Genomic DNA, 21,885 nt, shown 5'->3' with positions numbered 1-21,885 from the left:
CGCGCGGGCCAGCGCGCGGTAGCGCCCCCGCCGCAGCAGGGCGACGGCGGCCGCCGCCACGATGAACAGCGCCGCACCGGCCAGGACACCGATCCGGCGTCCGGTCAGTCCCGGCACCAGCAGGCCGATGCCCGCCGCGAACACTCCCAGCCACCACAGCGGCGCGGCCCCGGCCCGTACGACGACGGCCACCCGAGCCAGCCCCTGACCTCCGCGCGTCACGTTCAGCCTCCCGTCTCACATTCGGTGCACGGTTCGGAAGCGGTACCGAGAAGCCGGTACCAGAAACAAGTACCAAGAGACGCACGCTAGCGACAGAAGCTGAGACGAGTCTGAGAACAACGGCCGTGGCTCCCGGCGGATGTCACTCCACGAACAGACCCCGGGCCGCCGCCTTCGCGTCGAACTCCTCCAGGCGGGCCTGCGCGTCGGGCAGGTCGTCGCACATCGCCTCCAGCAGCACCCGCCCCAGCAGCATCGGCGCGCACGCCGTGTCGAAGGCGAGCCCGGTACCGACGGCGGCGGGCAGCAGCAGGTCCGACACCTTGGCGACCGGCGCGAACGCGGAGTCGGCGACGGTGACGACGGTCAGTCCGGTCTCCTTGGCGTGGGCGAGGGCGTCGACGACCTCGCGGGGATGCCGGGGCAGCGCGAAGCACAGCAGGGCGCTCGCACCGGCGCGGACGGCGGCGTCGATACGGTCGTGCAGCATCGTGCCGCCCTCGTTGAGCAGCCGTACGTCCGGATGGACCTTGGCGGCGAAGTAGGCGAAGCCGTGCGCCTGGGCGGCGGCCGCGCGCAGCCCGAGCACGGGCAGCGGCCGGCTGCCCGCCAGGATCCGCCCCGCCCGCCGCACGGGCACGGGATCGGCCAGCGCCTCCGCCAGATGCCGCAGGTTCTGGATCTCGGCCTCGACGGCCTGCTGGTACTCGTTGGCGGCACCGGTCTCCGGCGCGGGTTCGGCGGGGGCGACCTCGCGCAGATGGCGCCGCAGGGCGGGGTAGCCGTCGAAGCCGAGGGCGACGGCGAAGCGGGTCACGGAGGGCTGGCTGACCCCGGCGAGTTCGGCGAGCTCGACGCTGGACAGGAACGGCACGTCGGCGGCGCGCCGCACCATGCTGTGGGCGATCCGCCGCTGGGTCGGCGTCAGCCGGTGCCCCTCGAAGAGCGCCTGCAGGCGCGCGGCAGGGCTGTCGGCGACGCTCATGACGTGCTCCCCCTCGGAACTATTCACTCTCCGCAACTTCTGCATGCCGTTATACAGCGGCGGCGCCCGCCACACGACCTCGATCGGCACACAGGGCGGCGGCCCTGGGGGTGGGCCGCCGCCGGGATGGGGAGAGGTTCAGGTGCGGTTGATGACGAACTGCGAGCCGGGCTCGGTGACGACCTCGCCCTCGGCACAGTTCTTGATCGTCACGTTGCTGAGCGTGGCGCTGCCGCGTGCCCCGCCCATCGCGAGGACGCCGGAGCCGTTGACGCAGCCGTCGATGCGGACGTCCGAGACCTTCACGCCCGGCATCGCGCCGCCACCCGTCTTGAACTGGATGCCGTCGTACGTCGAGTCGTGGATGTCGGTGTCCCTGATGGTCACGCCGGGGATGTCCGGCCCCTGTGCGAAGAGGGTGATCGCGCCGAACTCCTGGGCCTCACCCCAGAACGCGCCGCCCGTCCGGTAGAGGGCGTTGCCCGCGATGAGGGTCTGCCCGGAGAAGGGCAGCGGGTCGTGGTCGGTGGCCAGCATGATCCCCGGGTAGTTCATGGTGTCGGAGATCACGTTGTTCTCGATCGTGTTGCCGTGACCGCCGTAGACCGCGATGCCGTTGGCCCGCCAGGGCAGCTGGATCGTGTTGTTGCGGAAGTGGTTGTCGTGGCCGATGTCGACCGAGGTGTCCTTGACGTACTTGCTGGCCCACACGGCGAGGGCGTCGTCGCCGGTGTTGCGGAAGGAGGAGTTGTAGACGGTGGAGTTGCGGGTGCCGTTGGCGAAGTTGATGCCGTCGGCGTAGGTGTTGCGGATCCGCATGCCGGTGAACTCCAGGCCGTCGCCGGGGTTCCACAGCTCGGGGATGTTGGAGTAGTCGCGGCCGACCCAGACGCCGACGTTGGCGTGCTCGATCCACACGTTGCTGATCTTGGTGTTCTTGCCGAAGCGGCCGTTGAGCCCGACGCCGCCCTCGGCGTTGCCGTCGCCGCCCCGGATGGTGCCGGAACCGAAGATGGCGATGTCGGAGATCTTGGTGTTGTCGTCGATGTCGAAACCGAAGTTGCCCTCGTGCGGGTGGTTGATGCCGCCCGCCTCGTGCGGCGGGGTGAGGCTGTGGAGCTGGGAGTGCCACATGCCGGCGCCGCGGATCGTCACGTCACGGATGCCGACCTGGTTGTGGGTGCCGCGGTTGAGCGGGTCGTCGGTGAGGATCTTCTGCTCCTGCCGCCACTGCCCGGCCGGGATCCACACGCAGTCGATGGCGCCCTTCTGGTCGGCGGTGACGGCGCGCTGGATCGCGTCGGTGTCGTCGATCCCGTCGTTCGGGACGGCGCCGTACTCGGTGATCGAGGTGCAGGAGGCGGGCTTGGGCGATGGGGGCGCGACCTGCTCCAGATCGATCAGGTCGACGATGTAGAAGGCGGCCGTGTCACCGGCGTCGCGCTGGAGGCGGAACGTCGTGCCCGCCGGGTAGGTCGCGGTCAGCAGCGCGTGCGACTCGTCGAACAGTCGCCGCGCGTCACCGCCCGGGGTGTTGGTCAGGCCCTCGGGGCTGTCGGTGTTGCCGTACAGCCAGCTGTGCTTGGAGGACAGGGTCAGCTTCCGCACGAACTCGCCGTCCGCGTACAGGCTGAGGGTGGCCTCCCGGCCGCCGCCGCCCGCCGCGTCCGGAATGGAGTTGCGGACGACGATCGAGTTGGCGGCGCTCGTCGAGGTGAACTCGACCTGGTCGCCGGTGCTGTTCAGGCGGACCGACTTGCGGCCGGAGGACTCGGTGCCGAAGTTGGTGTGCCCGAAGGTGCGCTTCTTGTCGGTGGTCAGCAGCGTGCCCTGGTAGCGGCCGTCCTCGGCCTCGTACTCGGTGTACGGCACGGCCGCGCCGCGTCCCACGACGATCGAGCGGGCGAAGACGTTGTTGTTCTCGTCTGTCTCGGCCAGCGTGCCGGTGGCGTCCGCGGTGGCGGTGAGGGTGGCTCCGCCGTTGGTCGCGGTCCAGGTGCCGGTGAGGGCGACGGTCGCCGTGTCGCCCGGGGCGATGGCCGGGGCCTTGCCCTCGAGGGTGGTGTCGCCGACGGTGAGGCGGGTGACCGTGCCGGCGGGGACGGGGGTGGTGCCGCGGTTGTGCACGGCCACGGTGAAGGAGACGGAGGAACCGACCGCCGGGGACGCCGGGTTGCTGGTGATGCCGGTGACCCTGAGGTCCGGGCCGGGGCTCTGGGCGACGGTCAGTTTGTCCGCCGCGGTGCGGCTGTTGTTGCTGTTGTCGAGTTCGGCGACGGTGTCGGTCGGGTCGGCGACGGCGGAGACGGTGTAGGAGCCCATCGGGCGTTTACCGAGGGGGACTTCGACGGTCCTGGACTCACCGGTGTCGAGCGCGGCGACCGGGGCGGAGCCCGCGACGGTGCCCTCGACGCTGACGTTCACGGTGGTCGCTGGGGCGCGGTCGGTGCCGGCGTTGCGGACAGTGACCTGGGCCGTCACCTCGTCCTTCTCGGAGGGTGCCGCGGGCGTCCACGTCAGGTCGGTGACGACGAGGTCGGGGGCGGGCGCGGCCGTGCCGAGGACCTGGATCTCGGCGACCTGGACGCCGGGCGCGCCGGAGTTGGCGAAGCCTGTCAGCCGCAGGTCGGCGACGCGGCCGGTCACCGGGACGGTGACGGTGTTGTGGTCCTTGGACGGGCTGAAGGCGTAGTCGGCGCGCGCCTTCAGGCTCGTGAAGTCCGAGGCGCCCTGGGCGCGTCCGAGGATCTGGAGGGACTGGGTGCGCGGGCCCCAGACCTGGTCGGGGTTCAGCTTCAGGACGACGGCGGAGACGTCCGCGTCGGCGCCGAGCCTCACCGTCAGGCTCGACGGGAAGCCCGCCGACTCCCAGTAGGTGCCGGTGTTGTCGTCGTTGGCGTTCGTGGCGACGTAGTTCTGTGTCGTCGAGGTCGCCTCGATCGGCTTGCCGCGGGCCAGGTTCGTGCCCTCGACGGGCGGTTCGGCGGGGCCGCCGTCGTCCTCGCCGTAGATCTCCAGCTCGGACAACTGGGCGGCGTTCCAGCCGGAGTTGGCGGTCACCTGGACGCGGACGTAGCGGGCCTCGGCGGGCGGCAGGTCGAGGGTGACGGTGTTCGCCGAGGACGGGCTGAACGAGCGGGCCCGGCCCGCGGCGAGGGTGCTGAAGGAGTCTCCGTCGGCGCTGCCCAGGACGGCGAGGCTCTGGGTCCGCGCCTCCCAGGTGGTGGGGAGTTTCAGCGTGACGCGGTCCAGGTCGACCGCGGTGCCGAGGTCGACCTGGATCCACTGCGGGAAGGAGCCCGTCGGGCCCTCCCAGTACGTCTGCTGGCTTCCGTCCGTCACATGGGCCGCCGGGTAGCCGCCGTGCGCTCCCTGGGCGGTCGCCGCTCTGCCGAGGGCGAGATTGGTGTCTGCCGCCGCCGCGTGCGCGGGGGCGGGCAGCAGGCCGACGGAGATCAGGCCCGCTGTCAGCAGACCGACCCCCCACCGTCTGCTCGGGTGTGTGGCTCTCATGACAGCCTCTCCGCTAGACACTTTCTTGAGTAAATCTGTGTCCTATTTGCGCGTGCTGGAGGGTCAGGTTTCTACCGGGTGCTTGCTTTGTCAACGCTTCTGTCGAAGCCACGACAAAAAAGAGTCCCCGGAACGCCGAGAGCGTTCCGGGGACGGGGATCAGCAGGCGGGCCTCGGTGAGGTCAGCGGGCCGGCGGCGGCGCCGTCGATCCGCGCACGACCAGCTCGGGCTCGAAGAGCAGCTCGCCTGGGTGGGCCTGGGTGCCCTGGATCTGGGCGCACAGCAGGTCGACGGCGGCGCGGCCCATGGCCTCGATGGGCTGGCGGACGGTCGACAGGGGCGGTTCGGTGCAGGTCATGAAGGCGGAGTCGTCGAAGCCGACCACCGACACGTCCGCCGGGACGGTGAGCCCGCGCCGGCGGGCGGCCCTGATCGCGCCCAGGGCCAGCGGGTCGCTGCCGCACACGATGCCGGTGACGCCCCGGTCCAGCAGACGCGCGGTCGCGGCCTGCCCGCCCTCCAGCGAGAAGATCGACCGCTCCACGAACGCGTCGGCCAGCTCGGTGCCCGCGTCCTTCGCCGCCTTCCGGGCGGCCTCCAGCTTGCGGCGGGAGGGCACATGGTCGGCGGGGCCGAGCACCATGCCGATCCGCTCGTGTCCGAGCGAGGCGAGATGGCGCCAGGCCTGCTCGACGGCGACGGCGTCGTCGCAGGCCACACAGGGGAAGTCCAGCCCCTCGATCGACGCGTTGACCAGGACGACGGGGATGTTGCGCTCGGCCAGCCGGCGGTAGTGCTCGTGCGGCGCGTCGGCCTGCGCGAAGAGACCGCCGGCGAAGACGACGCCCGAGACCTGCTGCTGGAGCAGCAGGTCCACGTAGTCCGCCTCGGAGACGCCGCCCTTGGTCTGCGTGCACAGCACGGGCGTCAGCCCCTGCTGCGCCAGCGCGCCCCCGATGACCTCCGCGAACGCCGGGAAGATCGGGTTCTGCAGCTCCGGCAGCACCAGTCCGACCAGCCGGGCCCGCTCACCGCGCAGCTGGGTCGGCCGCTCGTACCCGAGGACGTCGAGCGCCGTGAGCACGGACTGGCGGGTCGCCTCGGACACTCCGGGCTTGCCATTGAGGACCCGGCTCACCGTGGCCTCGCTGACCCCGACCTTCTTCGCCACTTGAGCAAGTCGTCGCGTCATACACGCAAGACTAACGCAAGAACCGCAAGAAGATTACGTCCGTTCTCAGCTTTCAGCCCTGAGTACGACGCAAACGCGTTGCAGCCCTTACGGCACCCCGCCGCCCCGCGGCCCGCCCGAGGCGTCCCGCGACAGAGGCTCAGGCGCGCAGCCACACCGCCGTATCGCTCGGCAGGCTCCCGTCCGCGGCCAGCGGTCCGCTGGCGAGCAGCAGCCGCTGGTACGTCGGGAGGGCGGCCGGCCGCTCCGAGAGGTTGACGACACAGAGCAGTCCTTCGTCGCGGGCGAAGGCCAGCACGCCCTCCGCAGCCGGCAGCCAGGTCAGGGTGCCGTCGCCGAAACCCTTCTCCGACCGGCGCAGCTGCATCGCCTCGCGGTACAGGGCGAGCATCGACTCCGGGTCGGCGCTCTGCCGGTCGACGGCGTACCGCGCCCAGTCCTCGGGCTGGGGCAGCCAGGGCTCGGCGCCGGTGCCGAAGCCGTACCAGGGGGCCTCGGCCGCCCAGGGCAGCGGGACGCGGCAGCCGTCGCGGCCGGGGTCGGTGCCGCCGGAGCGGAGGTGCATCGGGTCCTGGATGCGCTCGCGGGGGATGTCGGCCTCGGGCAGCCCCAGTTCCTCGCCCTGGTACAGGTACACCGAGCCGGGCAGGGCCAGCGTGAGCAGGGCGGCGGCGCGGGCGCGGCGGGTGCCGAGCTCCAGGTCGGTGGGGGTGCCGAAGCGTTTGGTGGCGAAGTCGAAGGCGGTGTCCTCGCGGCCGTACCGGGTGACGGTGCGGGTGACGTCGTGGTTGCAGAGCACCCAGGTCGCGGGGGCGCCGACGGGGGCGTGCTCGGCGAGGGTGTTGTCGATGGTGCGGCGCAGCCGGTCCGGCTCCCAGGGGCAGGCCAGGAAGGCGAAGTTGAAGGCGGTGTGCAGTTCGTCGGGGCGCAGATAGCGGGCGAAGCGTTCGGCGTCGGGCAGCCAGACCTCGCCGACGAACACGGCGCCGTACTCGTCGGCGATCGCCCGCCAGGAGCGGTAGATGTCGTGCAGCTCGTCCTGGTCGATGTACGGGCAGGGGTCGGTGCCCTCGGTGTAGTCGGGCAGCGCGGGGTCCTTGACCAGCAGGGCGGCGGAGTCGATGCGGACGCCCGCGACGCCCCGGGAGAACCAGAAGCGCAGGATGTCCTCGTGCTCCTTGCGGACGTCCGGGTGCGCCCAGTTCAGGTCGGGCTGCTCGGGGGTGAACAGGTGCAGGTACCACTCGCCGTCGGGCACCCGGGTCCAGGTGTTCCCGGAGAACTGCGAGGGCCAGTCGTTGGGCGGGAGTTCCCCGTGCTCGCCCCGGCCGGGACGGAAGTGGAAGCGTTCCCGTTCGGGGCTGCCGGGGCCGGCCTCCAGCGCGGCCCGGAACCAGGGGTGCTGATCGGAGACGTGGTTGGGGACGATGTCGACGATGACCCCGATGCCGAGCTCGGCGGCCTCGGCGATCAGCTTCTCGGCCTCGTCGAGGGTGCCGAAGGCCGGGTCGATGGCGCGGTAGTCGGCGACGTCGTAACCGCCGTCGACCATCGGGGAGGCATACCAGGGGGTGAACCAGACGGCGTCGACGCCGAGTTCGGCGAGGTAGGGCAGCCTCCCCCGGACGCCCGCGAGGTCACCGGTGCCGTCGCCGTCGCCGTCGGCGAAGCTGCGGGGATACACCTGGTAGATGACGGCGTCGCGCCACCAGTCGTCGGTGCGGGACGGGTGAGGGGCTACCACGGGCATTCCTTTCGGGCAGGGGGTCTTCTCGGGGGAAGAAGCAGGTCCGCGGAAGGGCCGTCAGCCCTTGAGGCCGCCGGCGGTGAGGCCGCTCATGATGTTGCGCTGGAAGATCAGGAAGATGATCAGGGTCGGCAGGGAGGCGATCGTCAGCGCGGCGATGAGCACGTTCACCGGGACGCCGTTGGAGAGCGAGTAGATGCCGACGTTGAGGGTCTGTTTCGCGGGGTCCGGCAGGGTGAGCATCGGCCAGAGGAAGTCCTTCCAGACGCCGACGACCGCGAAGATCGACACCACGCCCAGGATGGGCCGGGAGATCGGCAGGACGATCGACCACAGGACGCGCATCGGGGACGCGCCGTCCATGGCGGCGGCGTCGAGCAGTTCCTTGGGGACGGAGTCGAAGAACCGCTTCAGCAGGAAGATGTTGAAAGCGTTGGTGACCGACGGCAGCCAGATCGCCCAGGGGCTGTTGAGCAGGTTCCGCTCGACGACCGGCACGTCGAGCACGGTCAGGTACTGGGGTACGACGAGCACGGTCGCCGGGATCATCAGCGTGGCCAGCATCATGCCGAGGATGGCCTTGCCGAAGACGGGCCGCAGCTTGGACAGCGAGTAGGCGGCGGCGACGTCGAGGACGAGCTGGAACGCGAGCGCGCCGAAGGCGTAGTAGAGGGTGTTGAACAGCAGGGACGACAGGTCCATGACCTCCCAGGCCCGGCTGTAGTTGCCGGGTGTGAAGCTCTCGGGCGTCAGGGTCGGCGGGGTCCGGATCACCTCCTGGGCGTCCTTGAAGCCGCTGGACACCAGCCAGTACAGGGGCCCGAGGAACACGAGGGTGAAGCCGCCGGTGACCAGGGCGAAGGCGGCCCAGTACAGGCGCTTGCCGCGGGCTCTGGCGAGCTGGGCCGGCGAGATGAGCGTGCGCGTGGACATGGTGGTCTCCCCCGGCCCTACGGCTCCTCGGCGCGGCTGAGCTTGACGTACGCGGCCGAGAATCCGGCGAGGAGTACGAGCAGCATCAGGCCGAGCGCCGCGGCGGCACCGTAGTTGTTGAAGTTGAAGGCGTACTGGTAGATCAGGTAGACGACCGTCGTCGTGGACCCCTCGGGGCCGGAACCGCCGGTGAGCAGGAACGGCTCCACGAAGACCTGCATGGTGGCGATGATCTGCATGAGCAGCATCAGGGAGAGGATCAGCCGGGTCTGCGGGACGGTGACGTGCCAGATCTTGCGCAGCAGCCCGGCGCCGTCCAGTTCGGCCGCCTCGTACAGCTCGCCCGGGATGCCCTGGAGCGCGGCGAGGTAGATCAGCGTGGCCCCGCCCATGTTCATCCACGTCGACGCGATGACCAGGGAGAACATCGCGATGTCGGCGTCCTGCAGCCACTGCTGCTCGGGCAGACCGAGGGCGCCGAGCAGTTCGTTGAGCAGGCCGTAGCCCGGGTCGTAGAGGTACTGGAAGAGCAGGACGGCCGCGACCGGCGGCAGCATCACCGGCAGGTAGACCAGCAGCCGGAGATAGCCCTGGCCGTGGCGGAACTCGTTGATGACGATGGCCAGGAAGAACGGGACGACGAAGCCGAGGAGCAGCGCCAGGAGGGTGAACCAGAAGGTGTTGCCCCAGGCCTGCCAGAAGGCGGGGTCGTTGAGGACCGTGGTGAAGTTGTCCCAGCCCACCCAGACGGTCTCGCCGTTCTCGGTCTTCTGGAAGGCGAGGAAGAACTCCCTGATCATCGGGTACCAGGAGAACACCGCGAAGCACAGGACCGCCCCGATGAGGAAGGCGTGGGCGGTCAGATTGCGCCGCAGGTTCCTGGTGAGCCGGCCGCCGGTGGGCGGGGCGCCCGTGCGGCGGCGCGGCTCGGGGTGGCGGGGAGGTCCCGCCTTGCTCGGGGTCAGGCTCGGGGCCGGCATCGTCGCTCCTTCGGACTGGGGCGGGGCGGTACGGGGAGGACGCCCCGCCGCCCCGCCCGGGGCCGTCACTGGTTGGCCAGCACCTGGTTGACCTGCGACTCGGCGGTGTCGAGGAGCTTGTCGATGTCGGCGTCCTCGTTGGTGAGGATGCCGGACATCACGGTGTCGAGGATCTTGTAGATCTCCTGCGCCTTCGGCGGCTCCGGCTTGCTCGGGACGGGGTTGTCCATGAAGGCCTTGAAGGCGGCGACGTTCATGGTGGCGCTCTCCGCGCGGTTGGCGTCGTCCTTCTTCTTTGACTCGCCCAGCCAGAAGTTGGGCTGCGGGAGGCCGACCGGCAGACCGTCCGCCTTGGTGCGGGCCCAGTCGAACTGGCCCTTGCCGACGGTGAGGTTCTTGAAGTTGAGCCAGGCGACGGCGGCCTTGACCTTGTCCGGGGAGATGCCCTTCTTGATCATGTAGGCGTTGCCGCCGGCCAGTGTGTTCTCGCCGCCGGGTATCGGGCCCATGCCGAAGTTGTCGTACTCGGCGCCGAGTTGCTGGACCATGTACGCGATGTTGTCGGGCGCGGCGATGAACATGCCGAGCTTGTCGGAGGCGATCTGCTTCTGCAGGTCCCCCCACTTCAGCAGCTGGGTCTTGCCCATGCTGTCGTCCTCCCAGCGCATGGCGCGGAGGTCCTCGGCGAGCGCGCGGCCGATGTCGTCGTTGAACGCGGCCTTCTTGCCGCTCGCGTCCACGACGTCGCCGCCGCGGCTGTACATCTCGGCGGTGAAGTGCCAGCCGCCGTTGTTGCCCGCGCTGTAGTCGCCGTAGCCGGCGATGCCGTCGCCGAGGCCGGCGATCTTCTTGGCGGCGGTGCGGACCTCGTCCCAGGTGCGCGGCGGGTTGTCGGGGTCGAGTCCGGCCTTCTCGAACAGCTTGCGGTTGACCATCAGGCCCATCGTGTAGTTGCTGGTGGGCAGGCCGTAGAGCTTGTCGCCCTGCTTGAGCATGCCGAGGACGTTGGGGTCGATGTCCTTCAGCGCCGGGACGGTCTTGTCGTTGACGTAGGCGGTGATGTCCTCGGCGCCGTCCTCGGAGAGCACCTGCGGCAGGTCGGTGAAGTAGGTGTAGAAGACGTCCGGCTGCGACTTCGCCTTCAGCATCGCCGTGAAGCGCGGCGGTTCCAGACACTGCCCGGGCGTGGAGCGGCCCTCGATCCTGACGTTCGGGTAGATCTTGTTGAACGCGGCGACGTCCTCCTTCCACTGCTTCAGCTCGGCCGCCTTCGCCGCCGGGGGCATGCAGTCGATGGTGATCGACACCTTGGTCTCGGGATCCAGCGGCGCGGACGGGTCGGACGAGCCGCTGCCTTCGGCACCGCCGTCGTCGTCACTGCTGCTGCTCGTGCCGCAGGCGGCGAGGGCGGTCAGCGTGAGCGCGCAGACGAGGGCGGCCGCGCCGGCGCGGCGAGTACGACGGAGCCGGGCACTTCTCATGGTGGTCCCCTTCGGGCAAGGACAGCAGGAGGCCCCACCATCGGTGCGACTCGGTGCGTCTGTGGGGCGCGGCACACTCAACCACCGCCGACAGCAGTGCGCAAGATATCGCGTCAATTTCGTAATTGCTTGACAATGATCAGTCGACTGACGGCGTACGCCCCTACAGAGGGGCTGAGACGGCCCGGATCGACGCAGCTGCGGCGGCGAGAAGCAAACAGGCGATTGCAAATTCTTGACAGCGGGTTCGGCTCCGAAGCACCGCCCGGCCCGCCCCCGCCTCGGAACGGGGGTTAGCCCCAGTGCGATGGGGGGTGGGGCTGCCTACCGTGGGGCGCATGAGCGGAATGGACGCGCGGGACGGCGAGCTGAAGAAGGAACTCGACGCCACCCTGCAGGCGCGCAGGGAGCTGGGCGAGGAGTACGAGTCGGCGCTGATCGACTCGTTCCTGGAGAAGGTCGACCAGCGCATCGACGGCGCGGTGGAGCGCCGGGTGCGCCGGCAGATCGCCGAGCAGCAGATGACGGTGGCCCGGGAGTCGAAGGCCCCGAGGGCGACGGACAGCTGGGGCGACCGCTACGGCTTCGCGATCGTCTCCCTCGTCCTCGCGGTACCGCTGTCCGCGATCGGGGGGAGCCTCGGCCATCTGCCCGGCCTGCTGGTGACCTGGCTGGGCATCGTCGGCGTCAACGTCGCCCAGGCGGCCCGCACCAACCCGGGCCTGTTCACCCGCCGCGGCGGCGAGCGGGACGGCGACTGGGAAGGCTGAACGCCGGAATTTCATGCGCGGGGACCGCCGCACCCCCGGTCGCCCGGGGGGCGGGACGACGGCGGTCCCCGCGAGGGACGCGGGGCCGGGCCTGAGCCGGATCGCGCGTCCGTGGCGTCGGTGGAGGTCCGGGAGCCGCTCCGGAGGTCCTTGACGCCGTTTCACCGTCGGCCGGAACGGGGAGCCGCTCCCGTCCCTGCCGACGCCCACCAATCTGCCGGACGCGTGTTAAGCGAGTGCTGCGCGAACGTGACGCCCTCGTACCACTTCCGCGAAGTCCACGAAGATCACGTACGGCTCAACAGCGCTGCGTTCAGCGTCAGTTCAGAGTCCGTTCACCAGGCGCCCGCAGCGCCCGCCGTCACTTCCCGCCCTTCGCGAGGAACGCCAGCAGGTCCTGCCGGCTGACGACACCCGTCGGCTTGCCCTCGACCAGGACGATCGCCGCGTCCGCCTTGCCCAGCACCGCCATCAGATCGGCGACCGGCTCACCGGAGCCGACCTGCGGCAGCGGCGCCGACATGTGCTTCTCCAGCGGGTCGTCCAGCGAGGCGGACTTGCTGAACAGCGCGTCCAGCAGCTCCCGCTCCACCACCGAGCCGACGACCTCCGCGGCCATCACGTCCGGGTGCCCGGCGCCCGGCTTGACGACCGGCATCTGCGAGACGCCGTACTCGCGCAGCACCTCGATCGCCTGGCCGACCGTCTCGTCGGGGTGCATGTGGACCAGGGAGGGCATCGAGCCGCCCTGCTTGTCCTCGAGGACGTCCGCGACCCGGGCGCTCGGGCCCGCGTCCTCCAGGAAGCCGTAGTCGGCCATCCACTCGTCGTTGAAGATCTTGCTGAGGTAGCCGCGCCCGCTGTCCGGCAGCAGCACCACCACCACGTCGTCCTCACCGAGCCGCGACGCCACCTCCAGCGCCGCCACGACCGCCATGCCGCAGGAGCCGCCGACCAGCAGGCCCTCCTCCTTGGCGAGACGGCGGGTCATCTGGAAGGAGTCCTTGTCGGAGACGGCGACGATCTCGTCCGCGACGGTCCGGTCGTAGGCGGTGGGCCAGAAGTCCTCACCGACGCCCTCGACGAGGTACGGCCGCCCGGAGCCGCCGGAGTACACCGAGCCCTCGGGGTCGGCGCCGATCACCTTGACGCGCCCCTCGCTGGCCTCCTTGAGGTAGCGCCCGGTGCCGGAGATGGTGCCGCCGGTGCCGACACCGGCCACGAAGTGGGTGATCCTCCCCTCGGTCTGCTCCCACAGCTCCGGGCCCGTGGAGTGGTAGTGCGAGAGGGGGTTGTTCGGGTTGGAGTACTGGTCCGGCTTCCAGGCGCCCGGCGTCTCACGGACGAGGCGGTCGGATACGTTGTAGTACGAGTCGGGGTGCTCGGGGGCCACGGCGGTCGGGCAGACGACGACCTCGGCGCCGTAGGCCCGCAGCACGTTGATCTTGTCCGTGGAGACCTTGTCCGGGCACACGAAGATGCACTTGTAGCCCTTCTGCTGGGCCACGATGGCGAGTCCGACGCCGGTGTTGCCGCTGGTCGGCTCCACGATGGTGCCGCCCGGCTTCAGCTCCCCGCTCTTCTCCGCGGCCTCGATCATCCTGAGGGCGATGCGGTCCTTCACGGAGCCGCCGGGGTTGAAGTACTCCACCTTGGCCAGGACGGTCGCCCTGATGCCCTTGGTCACGCTGTTGAGCCGCACCAGCGGGGTGTTGCCGACGAGGCTGATCATCGAGTCGTGGAATTGCACCGTTGTCTCCGGAGCTGCAAAAGGTGTGGTCGTAGTGGTTCCGCCAGCCTAGGCCCTTTCGCCGCCTCGGCCCGGGCGGGTCGTTCACCGCCTGTTGAGATTGGGCGACGGTCCGTACGGGGCAAGCAGAGGGTGTACGGGTTCGAGGAGGTGGCGGCGAGGCATGACGCGGATGTCGAGGGCGAGGGTGGCCCGGCGGATCGCGGCCGGCGCGGCGTACGGCGGTGGGGGCGTCGGTCTGGCCGGCGCGGCCACGGTCGGTCTGCTGCTGGCCGAGGCGCGGCTGGCGCGACGCCGGGTGGGCAACGGCACATCTCCTCACGTACCGAACGCGGACGGGCTGTACGGCGCGGCCTACACGGTGCCGGGGGAACCGGCGCTGCGGCTGACGATGCTGGGCGATTCCACGGCCGCCGGGCAGGGCGTGCGGCGGGCCGGGCAGACGCCGGGGGCGCTGCTGGCGTCGGGGGTCGCGGCGATCGCCGAGCGGCCGGTCGGGCTGAGTACGGTCGCGGTGCCGGGGGCTCGCTCCGACGATCTGGACCGGCAGGTGACGCGGGCGCTGGCGGATCCGGCGCGGGTGCCCGACGTGTGCGTGATCATGATCGGGGCGAACGACGTCACGCACCGGATGCCGCCGACGCGCTCGGTGCGGCATCTGTCCTCGGCGGTACGGCGGCTGCGGACGGCCGGCGCCGAGGTGGTCGTGGGGACGTGTCCCGACCTCGGCACGATCGAGCCGGTGTGGCAGCCGCTGCGGTGGCTGGCGCGGCGGGCCTCGCGGCAGCTGGCGGCGGCGCAGACGATCGGGGCGGTCCAGCAGGGCGGGCGGACGGTGTCGCTGGGGGACCTGCTGGGTCCCGAGTTCGCGGCGAATCCGCGGGAGCTGTTCGGGCCGGACAGCTATCACCCCTCGGCGGAGGGGTATGCGACGGCGGCGATGGCGGTGCTGCCGACGGTGTGCGCGGCGCTGGGGCTGTGGCCGGCGGAGGAGGAGCGGCCGGACGCGTCGCGGCGGGAGGGGTTCCTGCCGGTGGCACGGGCCGCGGCGGAGGCGGCGTCCGAGGCGGGTACGGAGGTCACGGCGGCGATGCCGATGCCCTCCGGGCCGCGGGGGCCGTGGGCGCTCTTGAAACGCCGGAGGCGTCGTCGCGTACCGGAACCGGAGCGAGCGTCGGTCGCGGACTGACCGGTGTCGGAGTCGCCCGGGGGTAGGTCGCGCACCCCGGCGCTTGCGGGGTGCCGCTGCGCCCACCCTCCCCCACTCTCGGCTGCGCTCGAGCGGGGGGACCCCCATCGCCCCAGCGGCACGACTGCCCGCAGCTACGCAGGTAGACGCTTGCGGCGGGCTCGGGTGGCACGTCCCTCCCGCGGGCAGTCGTGCCGCAGGGCGGCACGGGTGGGCGCGGACGGCACCCCGCTAGCGCGGGCGAGCGACACCCACCCCCGGCCAGCAGCAGCACACGGTGCCCAGTGCCGGTACAGCCAAGCAAGCGCTTAGAAATCTGCGGTCCATGTCACATGCCGTTAGCCGTGACCCAGCTTCTACGGCCCGGTAATTTCCCAAGCAGCCCTGCACCAACCCACCGGTATGTCCTGGAGCCCTGATGCCCGAAGCCGTGATCGTCTCTGCCGCTCGTTCGCCCATCGGTCGTGCCTTCAAGGGGTCCCTGAAGGATCTGCGGCCGGACGACCTGACCGCCACGATCATCCAGGCCGCCCTCGCCAAGGTGCCCGAGCTGGACCCCAAGGACATCGACGACCTGATGCTCGGCTGCGGCCTCCCCGGCGGCGAGCAGGGCAACAACCTCGGCCGGGTCGTGGCCGTGCAGATGGGGATGGACCACCTCCCCGGCTGCACCATCACCCGGTACTGCTCCTCCTCGCTGCAGACCTCCCGCATGGCCCTGCACGCCATCAAGGCCGGCGAGGGCGACGTGTTCATCTCGGCCGGTGTCGAGACGGTCTCCCGCTACGCCAAGGGCAACTCCGACAGCCTCCCGGACACGCACAACCCGCTGTTCGCCGAGGCCGAGGCCCGTACCGCCGCCGTCGCGGAGCAGGAGGGCACCACCTGGCACGACCCGCGTGAGGACGGCCTGCTGCCCGACCCGTACATCGCGATGGGCCAGACCGCCGAGAACCTCGCCCGCTGGAAGGGCGTCACCCGCGAGGAGATGGACGAGTTCGGAGTCCGGTCGCAGAACCTCGCCGAGGAGGCCATCAAGAACGGCTTCTGGGAGCGCGAGATCACCCCGGTCACGCTGCCCGACGGCACCGTGATCAGCAAGGACGACGGCCCGCGCCCGGGCGTGACCATGGAGGGCGTCGCCGGTCTGAAGCCGGTCTTCCGCCCTGACGGACTCGTCACCGCCGCCAACTGCTGCCCGCTCAACGACGGCGCCGCCGCGCTGGTCATCATGAGCGACACCAAGGCCCGCGAGCTCGGTCTCACCCCGCTCGCCCGGATCGTCTCCACCGGCGTCTCCGGCCTCTCCCCCGAGATCATGGGCCTCGGCCCGGTCGAGGCGAGCAAGCAGGCCCTGGCCCGCGCCGGTCTCACCATCGGCGACATCGACCTGGTCGAGATCAACGAGGCGTTCGCCGCCCAGGTGATCCCCTCCTACCGCGACCTGGGCATTCCGCTGGAGAAGCTGAACGTCAACGGCGGTGCCATCGCCGTCGGCCACCCCTTCGGCATGACCGGCGCCCGCATCACCACCACGCTGATCAACTCCCTGCAGTTCCACGACAAGCAGTTCGGTCTGGAGACCATGTGCGTCGGCGGCGGCCAGGGCATGGCGATGGTCATCGAGCGCCTCAGCTGAGCGCCGTAGCGTAGCCGCGACGGCACTGCCCGTCAGGCTCCGGCCCGGAATCCCGAAAACACGGGGGTTCCGGGCCGTTCTGTGATCCAATCGCCCCCAGGATGTGACCTATCCCTCGTGGCGCGGGGAGAGCCGCAGGTCAGCGCCACACCACCAGGACCCCCGGAACCAAAGCTCTGTCCGTTTCGTGACGTTACGCACTGACAGATGGTTAGTCCGCCCTTCAAGCTGATGTAGGAAGTCGGGGGTCGACTTTGAACCGGGAGTACGTCAGTGAGCGCCATGCCGATCGCCCTGCTGATCACCACGGCCGCCACCGGCGCTGTGGGCGTCGCCGTCCTGCGCAGCATCCTCGTGCTGCGCCGGCAGGTCGCCGCCCTGCACACCGAGCTGGCCGAGAACCGCGCCGCGACCACGCGCGCCCTCCTTCCGTCCGCCCGTACGGCCGACGCCGACGAGATACGCGCCGCGGTGGCCGAGGCGCTCGCGGAGGAGCGGGAGCGGGAGCTGGCCGAGGCGCGCGCGTTCTGGGCCGCCCAGGAGGCCCGTGACGCCTCCGACGCCCCCTCCCTGCTGGGCCTGTCCGACAGCGAGCTGTTCCTGCCCCGACAGGCCGATTTCGTGGGCCTCGAGCCGGTGACCGAGCCGGGTGCGGACGCGGAGGAGCACGCCGGGGACTCCCCGGAGCTGGCCGCCGCCCGCCGCCGTCACCCCTCGCACCCGGACTTCGTGCCGAATCCGTCGCCGGTGGTGAACGACCACGAGCGCACGGTGACCACGCTGGAGGAGCTGGCCGCCGAGCGGGTCGAGCTGACGGACGTACGCCCGGGCCCGCTGGGCACGCTGGACGTCTATGTCTTCGCGAACGGGACGACCTTGTGCATGACGCCGGGTCACCGGGAGACGGCGGAGCGCCTGGCGGCGGCCGTGCGCGCGGGTGAGGCGCCGTATCTGCTCGGCGGCTCCGGGATCTCCGGCGCGTACACGCTGACGTTCAGCTGTGGCGAGGAGAACGTGTACATCCTCGCCGACCGTGTCATCGCGTCCCTGTAGGCCGTGAGCTGAGGGCCCCTCAGACCCCGGCGCGTTTCTGCGCCTCCTCCACCAGCCGTACCGTCTCCTCGACCTCGTCCTCGTTCTTCAGTACGAGGGCCAGGTCGTGTCCGGCGACGGTGATCTGGTCGGCGGCCGCGAACATCCCCGCGTCGGGCATCTCGCGCGGCTCGGTGCCGGGCTCCTCGACGAGCTGGGCCCGCCGGGCCAACTCCCTGGCCAGGGCGAGGGCCTCGGCGGCCGCGCCCCGTTGCAGTCTGCTCTGCGGCGCGGCCCGCAGTCGGTCGGCGAAATGATCCACGGCACGGGTGAGGGGCGTCGTATCAACCACGCGGCGAGCGTACGCGGCGCGGCAGCACTGTTGCCAACGGGCGAACGCTCAGGCACGGTGACCTGAAGGACCGGCTTACATCCCATGCGTCCGGAGGCGCCGATGTCCCAAGTCTTCTCCGAGGAGACCCATCGCAATCTGCTCGCCCGCATCCCCCATTGCACCGGTCGTGAGATCTCCGACTGGCTGCGCACCGTCGAAGAAGGCCCGGCTCTCTTCCGCTTCGAGGAAAAGGTCAGCTGGCTCCGGCACGAACACAATCTGGCGTACGGCCACGCCAAGGCGATCATCCACGAGTACGACCTGAGGAGGGCCGCGCGCAAACTGCTCTAGGCGCGCTCTTTTTCGCATCGTCTTCGCATCGTCCGACGACGACGAAGGGCCCCGGGTGAACCCGGGGCCCCGCGCGCGACTCGCTCGCGAACGTCGCTAGTCGTTGCTGTTGAGGATCGAGATGAGCCTCAGGAACTCGAGGTAGATCCACACCAGCGTCAGGGTCAGGCCGAACGCGGCGAACCAGGCCTCCTCGCGCGGCGCACCGTAGGCGATGCCGTCCTCGACCTGCTTGAAGTCCAGGGCGAGGAAGCAGGCACCGAGGATGATGCCGATGACACCGAAGACGACACCGAGGGCGCCGCTGCGGAAGCCGAGGCCGTCACCGCCGCCGAACACCGCGAACAGCAGGTTCACGGCCATCAGCAGGATGAAGCCGAGCGCCGCCGCCATCACGAAGCCGTAGAAGCGGCGGTTGACGCGGATCCAGCCCGCCTTGTACGCCACCAGCACACCGGCGAAGACCGCCATGGTGCCGAGCACGGCCTGCATGGCCGCACCGTCGGCGATGCGGTTGTCGACGATGTTGGAGACGACGCCGAGGAACACACCCTCGAACGCCGCGTACGTCAGGATCAGCGCCGGCGAGGGCTTGCGCTTGAAGGACTGGACGAACGCCAGGACCATGCCGATCAGCGCGGCGCCGATGCCGATGCCGTAGGACCGGCCGATGTTGGCGTCGTCCACGGGCAGCAGCGCCCACGAGAGCGCGGCGGTGAGGATGAGCACGCCGAGCGTGCTCGCCGTGCGCATGACGACGTCGTCGATGGTCATCCGGCCGGTGGTGGCCGGGGCCTGCGGCGGCGCGCCGTACTGCTGGCCCTGCTGGGCATAAGGGTTCTGCGCGTACGGGTTCTGCGCGTAGGGGTTGCCCGTCGGCTGGGCGTACGGGTTGCCCTGCGTGGCGACAGCGGGACCCCCGGCCTGCGGCGCGGTGTTGAAGCCCGCGTAGCCGTTGTCGCGGCTGAACCCCCGTCGCGAGAAGACCGGGTTTCTGCTCCTCATTTCACTCCTCCATGGCCATCACAGTGTGGCCTTGGCTCAAGAGTAATAGGTAGGCAAAGGATTGACCCTAATGCTTGGGGAGGATCTTTCCCTCGTTGTGCTGCGCAACACGCTACGCGGCCTCGTGATTCCCCTCACTGGAGGGGGTCATTCCAGGGGGAAGCCGGTGTAGGCCTCGGCGAGGTCGGTCTCGGCGGCGCGGGAGGAGGCGATGCGCTCCAGCCGGGCGAGCTGGAGCCGGGCGTCGAAGGCGGTGGCGCCGGGGGCGCGGTGCAGCAGGGTCGTCATGTCGTAGGAGAAGCGCTCGGCCTGCCACACGCGGCGCAGACAGGTCGCCGAGTAGGCGTCGAGGAGCTCCGCGGAGCCCGTCTCCCGCTGGTGCACGAGGGCCCGCGCGAAGGTGACGACGTCCCCGACGGCGAGGTTGAGCCCCTTCGCCCCGGTGGGCGGGACGATGTGGGCGGCGTCCCCGGCGAGGAAGAGCCGCCCGTGCCGCATGGGCTCGTGCACGAAGGAACGCATCGGCGTGACCGACTTTTGGGTGATGGGCCCCCGCTGGAGCGTCCAGTCGTCGGCGGTCTCGAAGCGGCGCTCCAGCTCGTCCCAGATCTCCTCGTCGCTCCACTCCTCCGCCTTGGTCCCGTCGGGCACCTGGAGGTAGAGGCGGGAGACGCTCGGGGAGCGCATGGACAGCAGGGCGAAGCCGCGGTCGTGCCGGGCGTAGACCAGCTCGTCGTGGGAGGGCGGCACGTCGGCGAGTATCCCGAGCCAGCCGAAGGGGTACGTCCGCTCGAAGGTGCGGCTCAGCCCGGCGGGGACCGCCGTGCGGGCGACGCCCCAGAAGCCGTCGCAGCCGACGACGTAGTCGCACTCCAGGACGTCCTCGGCGCCCTGGTGCCGGAAGCGGACACGGGGGTGGCCGGTGGCCGCGTCCTCCACCGCCAGCGCCTCGGCCTCGAACAGCAGCGGGCCGCCCTCGGCGAGCTGGAGGGCGATCAGGTCCTTGCAGACCTCGGTCTGGGCGTAGACCGTCACGGCCTTGCCGCCGGTGAGGGCGGGGAAGTCGACGCGGTGGCGCTTCCTGTCGTACCGCAGCTCGATGCCGTCGTGCCGCAGCCCCTCCCGGTCCATCCGCTCCCCGGCCCCGGCCGCGCGCAGCACGTCCACCGTGCCCTGCTCCAGGATCCCGGCCCGCTGGCGCTGCTCCACGTAGGCACGGTCGCGGCTCTCCAGGACGACCGAGTCGATCCCGGCGTTGTGGAGCAGCCGGGCGAGGAGCAGTCCGGCGGGGCCGGCTCCGATGATGCCGACGGTGGTGCGCATCGGGCGTTCCCTTCGTGGGGAGGCGTGGGCGTGAGCGTAGCGGCGGGACGGGCTGTTCGTGCGGGATGTTCGTGTGGTGAAATTTTCTTCACTGCACGTTGGGGTGGAGTCTCCGGCCGGGTAAGGGCCACTGTCAACCCTCAGCCGTCAGCCGTCAGCCGTCAGCCGTCAGCCGTCAGTCCTTGGTGATCGCCCGGCGTTCGTGGTCCCGCAGGACCGCATGGTGTCCCGACACGTCGAGCACGGGACCCGGCAGCGGGATGCGCACCGGCCGGGCGGTGCCGTGCGTGGTCCCCGCGTGCCGGCCGACCACCGTGCCGGAGCCCCAGCCCCACAGGCGGCCCTCGGTGTCGATGGCGTACCCCGTGCGCTGGGCGGCGGAGATGCGGCGGATCGGGGGCAGCCCGGCCACCCGGGCGGGCCGCGCGGCGTTGTGGTGCGCGGTCTTCCCGTCGCCCAGTGCGCCGCTCACGCCCCGGCCCCACGCCCACACGGCACCGTCCCGGTCGAGGGCGTAGGCGACATCCGTCCCGCCGGCCACCTGCACGATGTCCTTCAGCCCGCGCACGTGCACCGGCCGGCCGCTCTGGCCGCCCGTGGGTTCGACGCCGAGCAGCCCGTGCACGTTGTTGCCCCAGGCACAGACCGTGCCGCCCGCCGTCAGCGCGACGACGGCCTCCCCCGCGGAGGCGACCTCGACGACGCCCTCGACACCGGGGACGGTCTGGATCCCGGTGCTGTTCCGGTCGCCGAGGACGTCGGTGAGGTTGATGCCCCAGCCGAGGACCCGTCCGTCCCCGCGCAGCGCGAGGACGTTGAGCTCACCGGGCCCCATGGACACGACGTCCCCGGCCCGCGCCACCCGCTCGGGCACGGCCACGCCCGTGTCGCCCTCGCGCTTGCCTCCCCTGACGAGGAACCGGTCCGCGCCCCACGCCATGACGGTGCCGTCCCTGAGCACGACGAAGAAGGTTGGCCCGCTGCTGTACACGGCTCGCGCGGGGCCGATCCCGGTCACCTGCCGGGGCTCGGCCTCGTGGACGCGGTCGAGGGAGCCGTGTCCCAGGGACCCGCCGACGTTGGTGCCGTAGGACCAGACGGTGCCGTCGGAACGTACGGCGACGGTGGTGTGCCCGCTGTCGGCGAGCGAGACGACCTCGGTCAGCCCGGGCACGGGCCCCTCGCGGAATCCCTTCGGCGCCCCGAAGTACGGCCCGAAGGCGTACACGCTCCCCGCCTCCGCCTGCCTGGGCTCCGGCCGCGCGGCGGCCCCCTTCGGGCACCCGGGCGCGGCCATCACGGCCCGGTCCGCCTTCCCGCACCCGGCCACCGCGAGCACGGCGACCCCGACGGCCACCCCCCGCACCCATCGCCGCATGGCCACACCCCCTCCGATCAACGTGGCCCCACGGTCCCGCGGGACGGCGTCCACGGACAG

Annotated in this window: 17 protein-coding genes and 1 pseudogene; 5 read left to right on the top strand and 13 right to left on the bottom strand. The window is 70.9% G+C overall.

Going from position 1 to position 21,885, the window contains the following annotated elements:
- From N4P33_RS09215 to N4P33_RS09180, 8 genes and pseudogenes are all read right to left on the bottom strand, one after another.
- A pseudogene (locus tag N4P33_RS09215) lies at positions 1-222 on the bottom strand (hypothetical protein); the annotation flags it as partial.
- Between the two features lie 142 nt (positions 223-364).
- The gene (locus tag N4P33_RS09210; RefSeq protein WP_260825825.1) at positions 365-1,207 is read right to left on the bottom strand and encodes a MurR/RpiR family transcriptional regulator; all 843 of its coding nucleotides are present in this window, start codon (positions 1,205-1,207) and stop codon (positions 365-367) included.
- Positions 1,208-1,345: 138 nt separating this feature from the next.
- Positions 1,346-4,720: a CARDB domain-containing protein gene (locus tag N4P33_RS09205; protein WP_260825824.1), complete on the bottom strand. Its 3,375-nt coding sequence runs from the start codon at positions 4,718-4,720 to the stop codon at positions 1,346-1,348.
- Positions 4,721-4,902: 182 nt separating this feature from the next.
- The gene (locus N4P33_RS09200; protein ID WP_260825823.1) at positions 4,903-5,913 is read right to left on the bottom strand and encodes a LacI family DNA-binding transcriptional regulator; all 1,011 of its coding nucleotides are present in this window, start codon (positions 5,911-5,913) and stop codon (positions 4,903-4,905) included.
- A gap of 139 nt (positions 5,914-6,052) precedes the next feature.
- A complete protein-coding gene (locus tag N4P33_RS09195) occupies positions 6,053-7,663 on the bottom strand; it encodes a glycoside hydrolase family 13 protein (RefSeq protein WP_399029112.1) in 1,611 nt (536 codons plus the stop codon).
- A gap of 54 nt (positions 7,664-7,717) precedes the next feature.
- The gene (locus tag N4P33_RS09190; RefSeq protein WP_260825821.1) at positions 7,718-8,593 is read right to left on the bottom strand and encodes a carbohydrate ABC transporter permease; all 876 of its coding nucleotides are present in this window, start codon (positions 8,591-8,593) and stop codon (positions 7,718-7,720) included.
- Between the two features lie 17 nt (positions 8,594-8,610).
- Positions 8,611-9,573 carry a carbohydrate ABC transporter permease gene (locus tag N4P33_RS09185; RefSeq protein ID WP_260825820.1) on the bottom strand — a complete coding sequence of 321 codons (963 nt, stop codon included), beginning with the start codon at positions 9,571-9,573 and terminating at the stop codon, positions 8,611-8,613.
- 65 nt (positions 9,574-9,638) lie between these two features.
- On the bottom strand, positions 9,639-11,054 hold the full coding sequence (locus tag N4P33_RS09180; RefSeq protein ID WP_260825819.1) for an extracellular solute-binding protein: 1,416 nt from the start codon (positions 11,052-11,054) through the stop codon (positions 9,639-9,641).
- Between the two features lie 347 nt (positions 11,055-11,401).
- On the opposite strand from N4P33_RS09180, the gene N4P33_RS09175 reads away from it, so the two are divergent.
- On the top strand, positions 11,402-11,824 hold the full coding sequence (locus tag N4P33_RS09175) for a hypothetical protein (protein ID WP_260825826.1): 423 nt from the start codon (positions 11,402-11,404) through the stop codon (positions 11,822-11,824).
- A 361-nt stretch (positions 11,825-12,185) separates the two neighbouring features.
- On the opposite strand, the gene N4P33_RS09170 is transcribed toward N4P33_RS09175, so the two are convergent.
- Positions 12,186-13,574, bottom strand: a complete 1,389-nt coding sequence (locus N4P33_RS09170; RefSeq protein WP_260825818.1) for a cystathionine beta-synthase — start codon at positions 13,572-13,574, stop codon at positions 12,186-12,188.
- Positions 13,575-13,737: 163 nt separating this feature from the next.
- Between N4P33_RS09170 and N4P33_RS09165 the strand changes: the two genes are divergently transcribed.
- The 3 genes from N4P33_RS09165 to N4P33_RS09155 all read left to right on the top strand — a co-directional run bounded on the left by N4P33_RS09165 (position 13,738) and on the right by N4P33_RS09155 (position 17,455).
- Positions 13,738-14,763: an SGNH/GDSL hydrolase family protein gene (locus N4P33_RS09165; protein WP_260825817.1), complete on the top strand. Its 1,026-nt coding sequence runs from the start codon at positions 13,738-13,740 to the stop codon at positions 14,761-14,763.
- A gap of 418 nt (positions 14,764-15,181) precedes the next feature.
- Positions 15,182-16,402, top strand: coding sequence for an acetyl-CoA C-acetyltransferase (locus N4P33_RS09160; RefSeq protein WP_260825816.1), 1,221 nt, complete (start codon positions 15,182-15,184; stop codon positions 16,400-16,402).
- A gap of 273 nt (positions 16,403-16,675) precedes the next feature.
- Positions 16,676-17,455: a hypothetical protein gene (locus tag N4P33_RS09155; protein WP_260825815.1), complete on the top strand. Its 780-nt coding sequence runs from the start codon at positions 16,676-16,678 to the stop codon at positions 17,453-17,455.
- 19 nt (positions 17,456-17,474) lie between these two features.
- On the opposite strand, the gene N4P33_RS09150 is transcribed toward N4P33_RS09155, so the two are convergent.
- The gene (locus tag N4P33_RS09150) at positions 17,475-17,786 is read right to left on the bottom strand and encodes a hypothetical protein (RefSeq protein WP_260825814.1); all 312 of its coding nucleotides are present in this window, start codon (positions 17,784-17,786) and stop codon (positions 17,475-17,477) included.
- 102 nt (positions 17,787-17,888) lie between these two features.
- Here N4P33_RS09150 and N4P33_RS09145 point away from each other — a divergent pair, with 102 nt between their 5' ends.
- Positions 17,889-18,119, top strand: coding sequence for a DUF4287 domain-containing protein (locus N4P33_RS09145; protein ID WP_260825813.1), 231 nt, complete (start codon positions 17,889-17,891; stop codon positions 18,117-18,119).
- Between the two features lie 96 nt (positions 18,120-18,215).
- Here N4P33_RS09145 and N4P33_RS09140 read toward each other — a convergent pair whose 3' ends face one another.
- The 3 genes from N4P33_RS09140 to N4P33_RS09130 form a co-directional block, all read right to left on the bottom strand.
- The gene (locus N4P33_RS09140; RefSeq protein ID WP_260825812.1) at positions 18,216-19,124 is read right to left on the bottom strand and encodes a Bax inhibitor-1/YccA family protein; all 909 of its coding nucleotides are present in this window, start codon (positions 19,122-19,124) and stop codon (positions 18,216-18,218) included.
- 147 nt (positions 19,125-19,271) lie between these two features.
- Positions 19,272-20,447, bottom strand: coding sequence for a 4-hydroxybenzoate 3-monooxygenase (locus N4P33_RS09135; RefSeq protein ID WP_260825811.1), 1,176 nt, complete (start codon positions 20,445-20,447; stop codon positions 19,272-19,274).
- Between the two features lie 175 nt (positions 20,448-20,622).
- Positions 20,623-21,825 (bottom strand): RCC1 domain-containing protein, encoded by a 1,203-nt coding sequence (locus N4P33_RS09130; RefSeq protein ID WP_260825810.1) that lies wholly within the window; start codon positions 21,823-21,825, stop codon positions 20,623-20,625.
- Positions 21,826-21,885 lie beyond the last annotated feature (60 nt).

Origin of the sequence: Streptomyces sp. 15-116A, from assembly GCF_025290915.1 — a bacterium.
GTDB lineage: Bacteria > Actinomycetota > Actinomycetes > Streptomycetales > Streptomycetaceae > Streptomyces.
Note: the sequence above shows the minus strand (reverse complement) of the source record. Positions and strands in the feature narration are given on the sequence as shown.

Bases quoted from the DNA above. Each gene is read 5' to 3' on its own strand.
- N4P33_RS09195 (WP_399029112.1), bottom strand. From the start codon at position 7,663: ATGCCCGTGGTAGCCCCTCACCCGTCCCGCACCGACGACTGGTGGCGC.
- N4P33_RS09200 (WP_260825823.1), bottom strand. From the start codon at position 5,913: ATGACGCGACGACTTGCTCAAGTGGCGAAGAAGGTCGGGGTCAGCGAG.
- N4P33_RS09190 (WP_260825821.1), bottom strand. From the start codon at position 8,593: ATGTCCACGCGCACGCTCATCTCGCCGGCCCAGCTCGCCAGAGCCCGC.
- N4P33_RS09205 (WP_260825824.1), bottom strand. From the start codon at position 4,720: ATGAGAGCCACACACCCGAGCAGACGGTGGGGGGTCGGTCTGCTGACA.
- N4P33_RS09145 (WP_260825813.1), top strand. From the start codon at position 17,889: ATGTCCCAAGTCTTCTCCGAGGAGACCCATCGCAATCTGCTCGCCCGC.
- N4P33_RS09165 (WP_260825817.1), top strand. From the start codon at position 13,738: ATGACGCGGATGTCGAGGGCGAGGGTGGCCCGGCGGATCGCGGCCGGC.
- N4P33_RS09160 (WP_260825816.1), top strand. From the start codon at position 15,182: ATGCCCGAAGCCGTGATCGTCTCTGCCGCTCGTTCGCCCATCGGTCGT.
- N4P33_RS09180 (WP_260825819.1), bottom strand. From the start codon at position 11,054: ATGAGAAGTGCCCGGCTCCGTCGTACTCGCCGCGCCGGCGCGGCCGCC.
- N4P33_RS09130 (WP_260825810.1), bottom strand. From the start codon at position 21,825: ATGCGGCGATGGGTGCGGGGGGTGGCCGTCGGGGTCGCCGTGCTCGCG.
- N4P33_RS09135 (WP_260825811.1), bottom strand. From the start codon at position 20,447: ATGCGCACCACCGTCGGCATCATCGGAGCCGGCCCCGCCGGACTGCTC.
- N4P33_RS09175 (WP_260825826.1), top strand. From the start codon at position 11,402: ATGGACGCGCGGGACGGCGAGCTGAAGAAGGAACTCGACGCCACCCTG.
- N4P33_RS09185 (WP_260825820.1), bottom strand. From the start codon at position 9,573: ATGCCGGCCCCGAGCCTGACCCCGAGCAAGGCGGGACCTCCCCGCCAC.
- N4P33_RS09140 (WP_260825812.1), bottom strand. From the start codon at position 19,124: ATGAGGAGCAGAAACCCGGTCTTCTCGCGACGGGGGTTCAGCCGCGAC.
- N4P33_RS09210 (WP_260825825.1), bottom strand. From the start codon at position 1,207: ATGAGCGTCGCCGACAGCCCTGCCGCGCGCCTGCAGGCGCTCTTCGAG.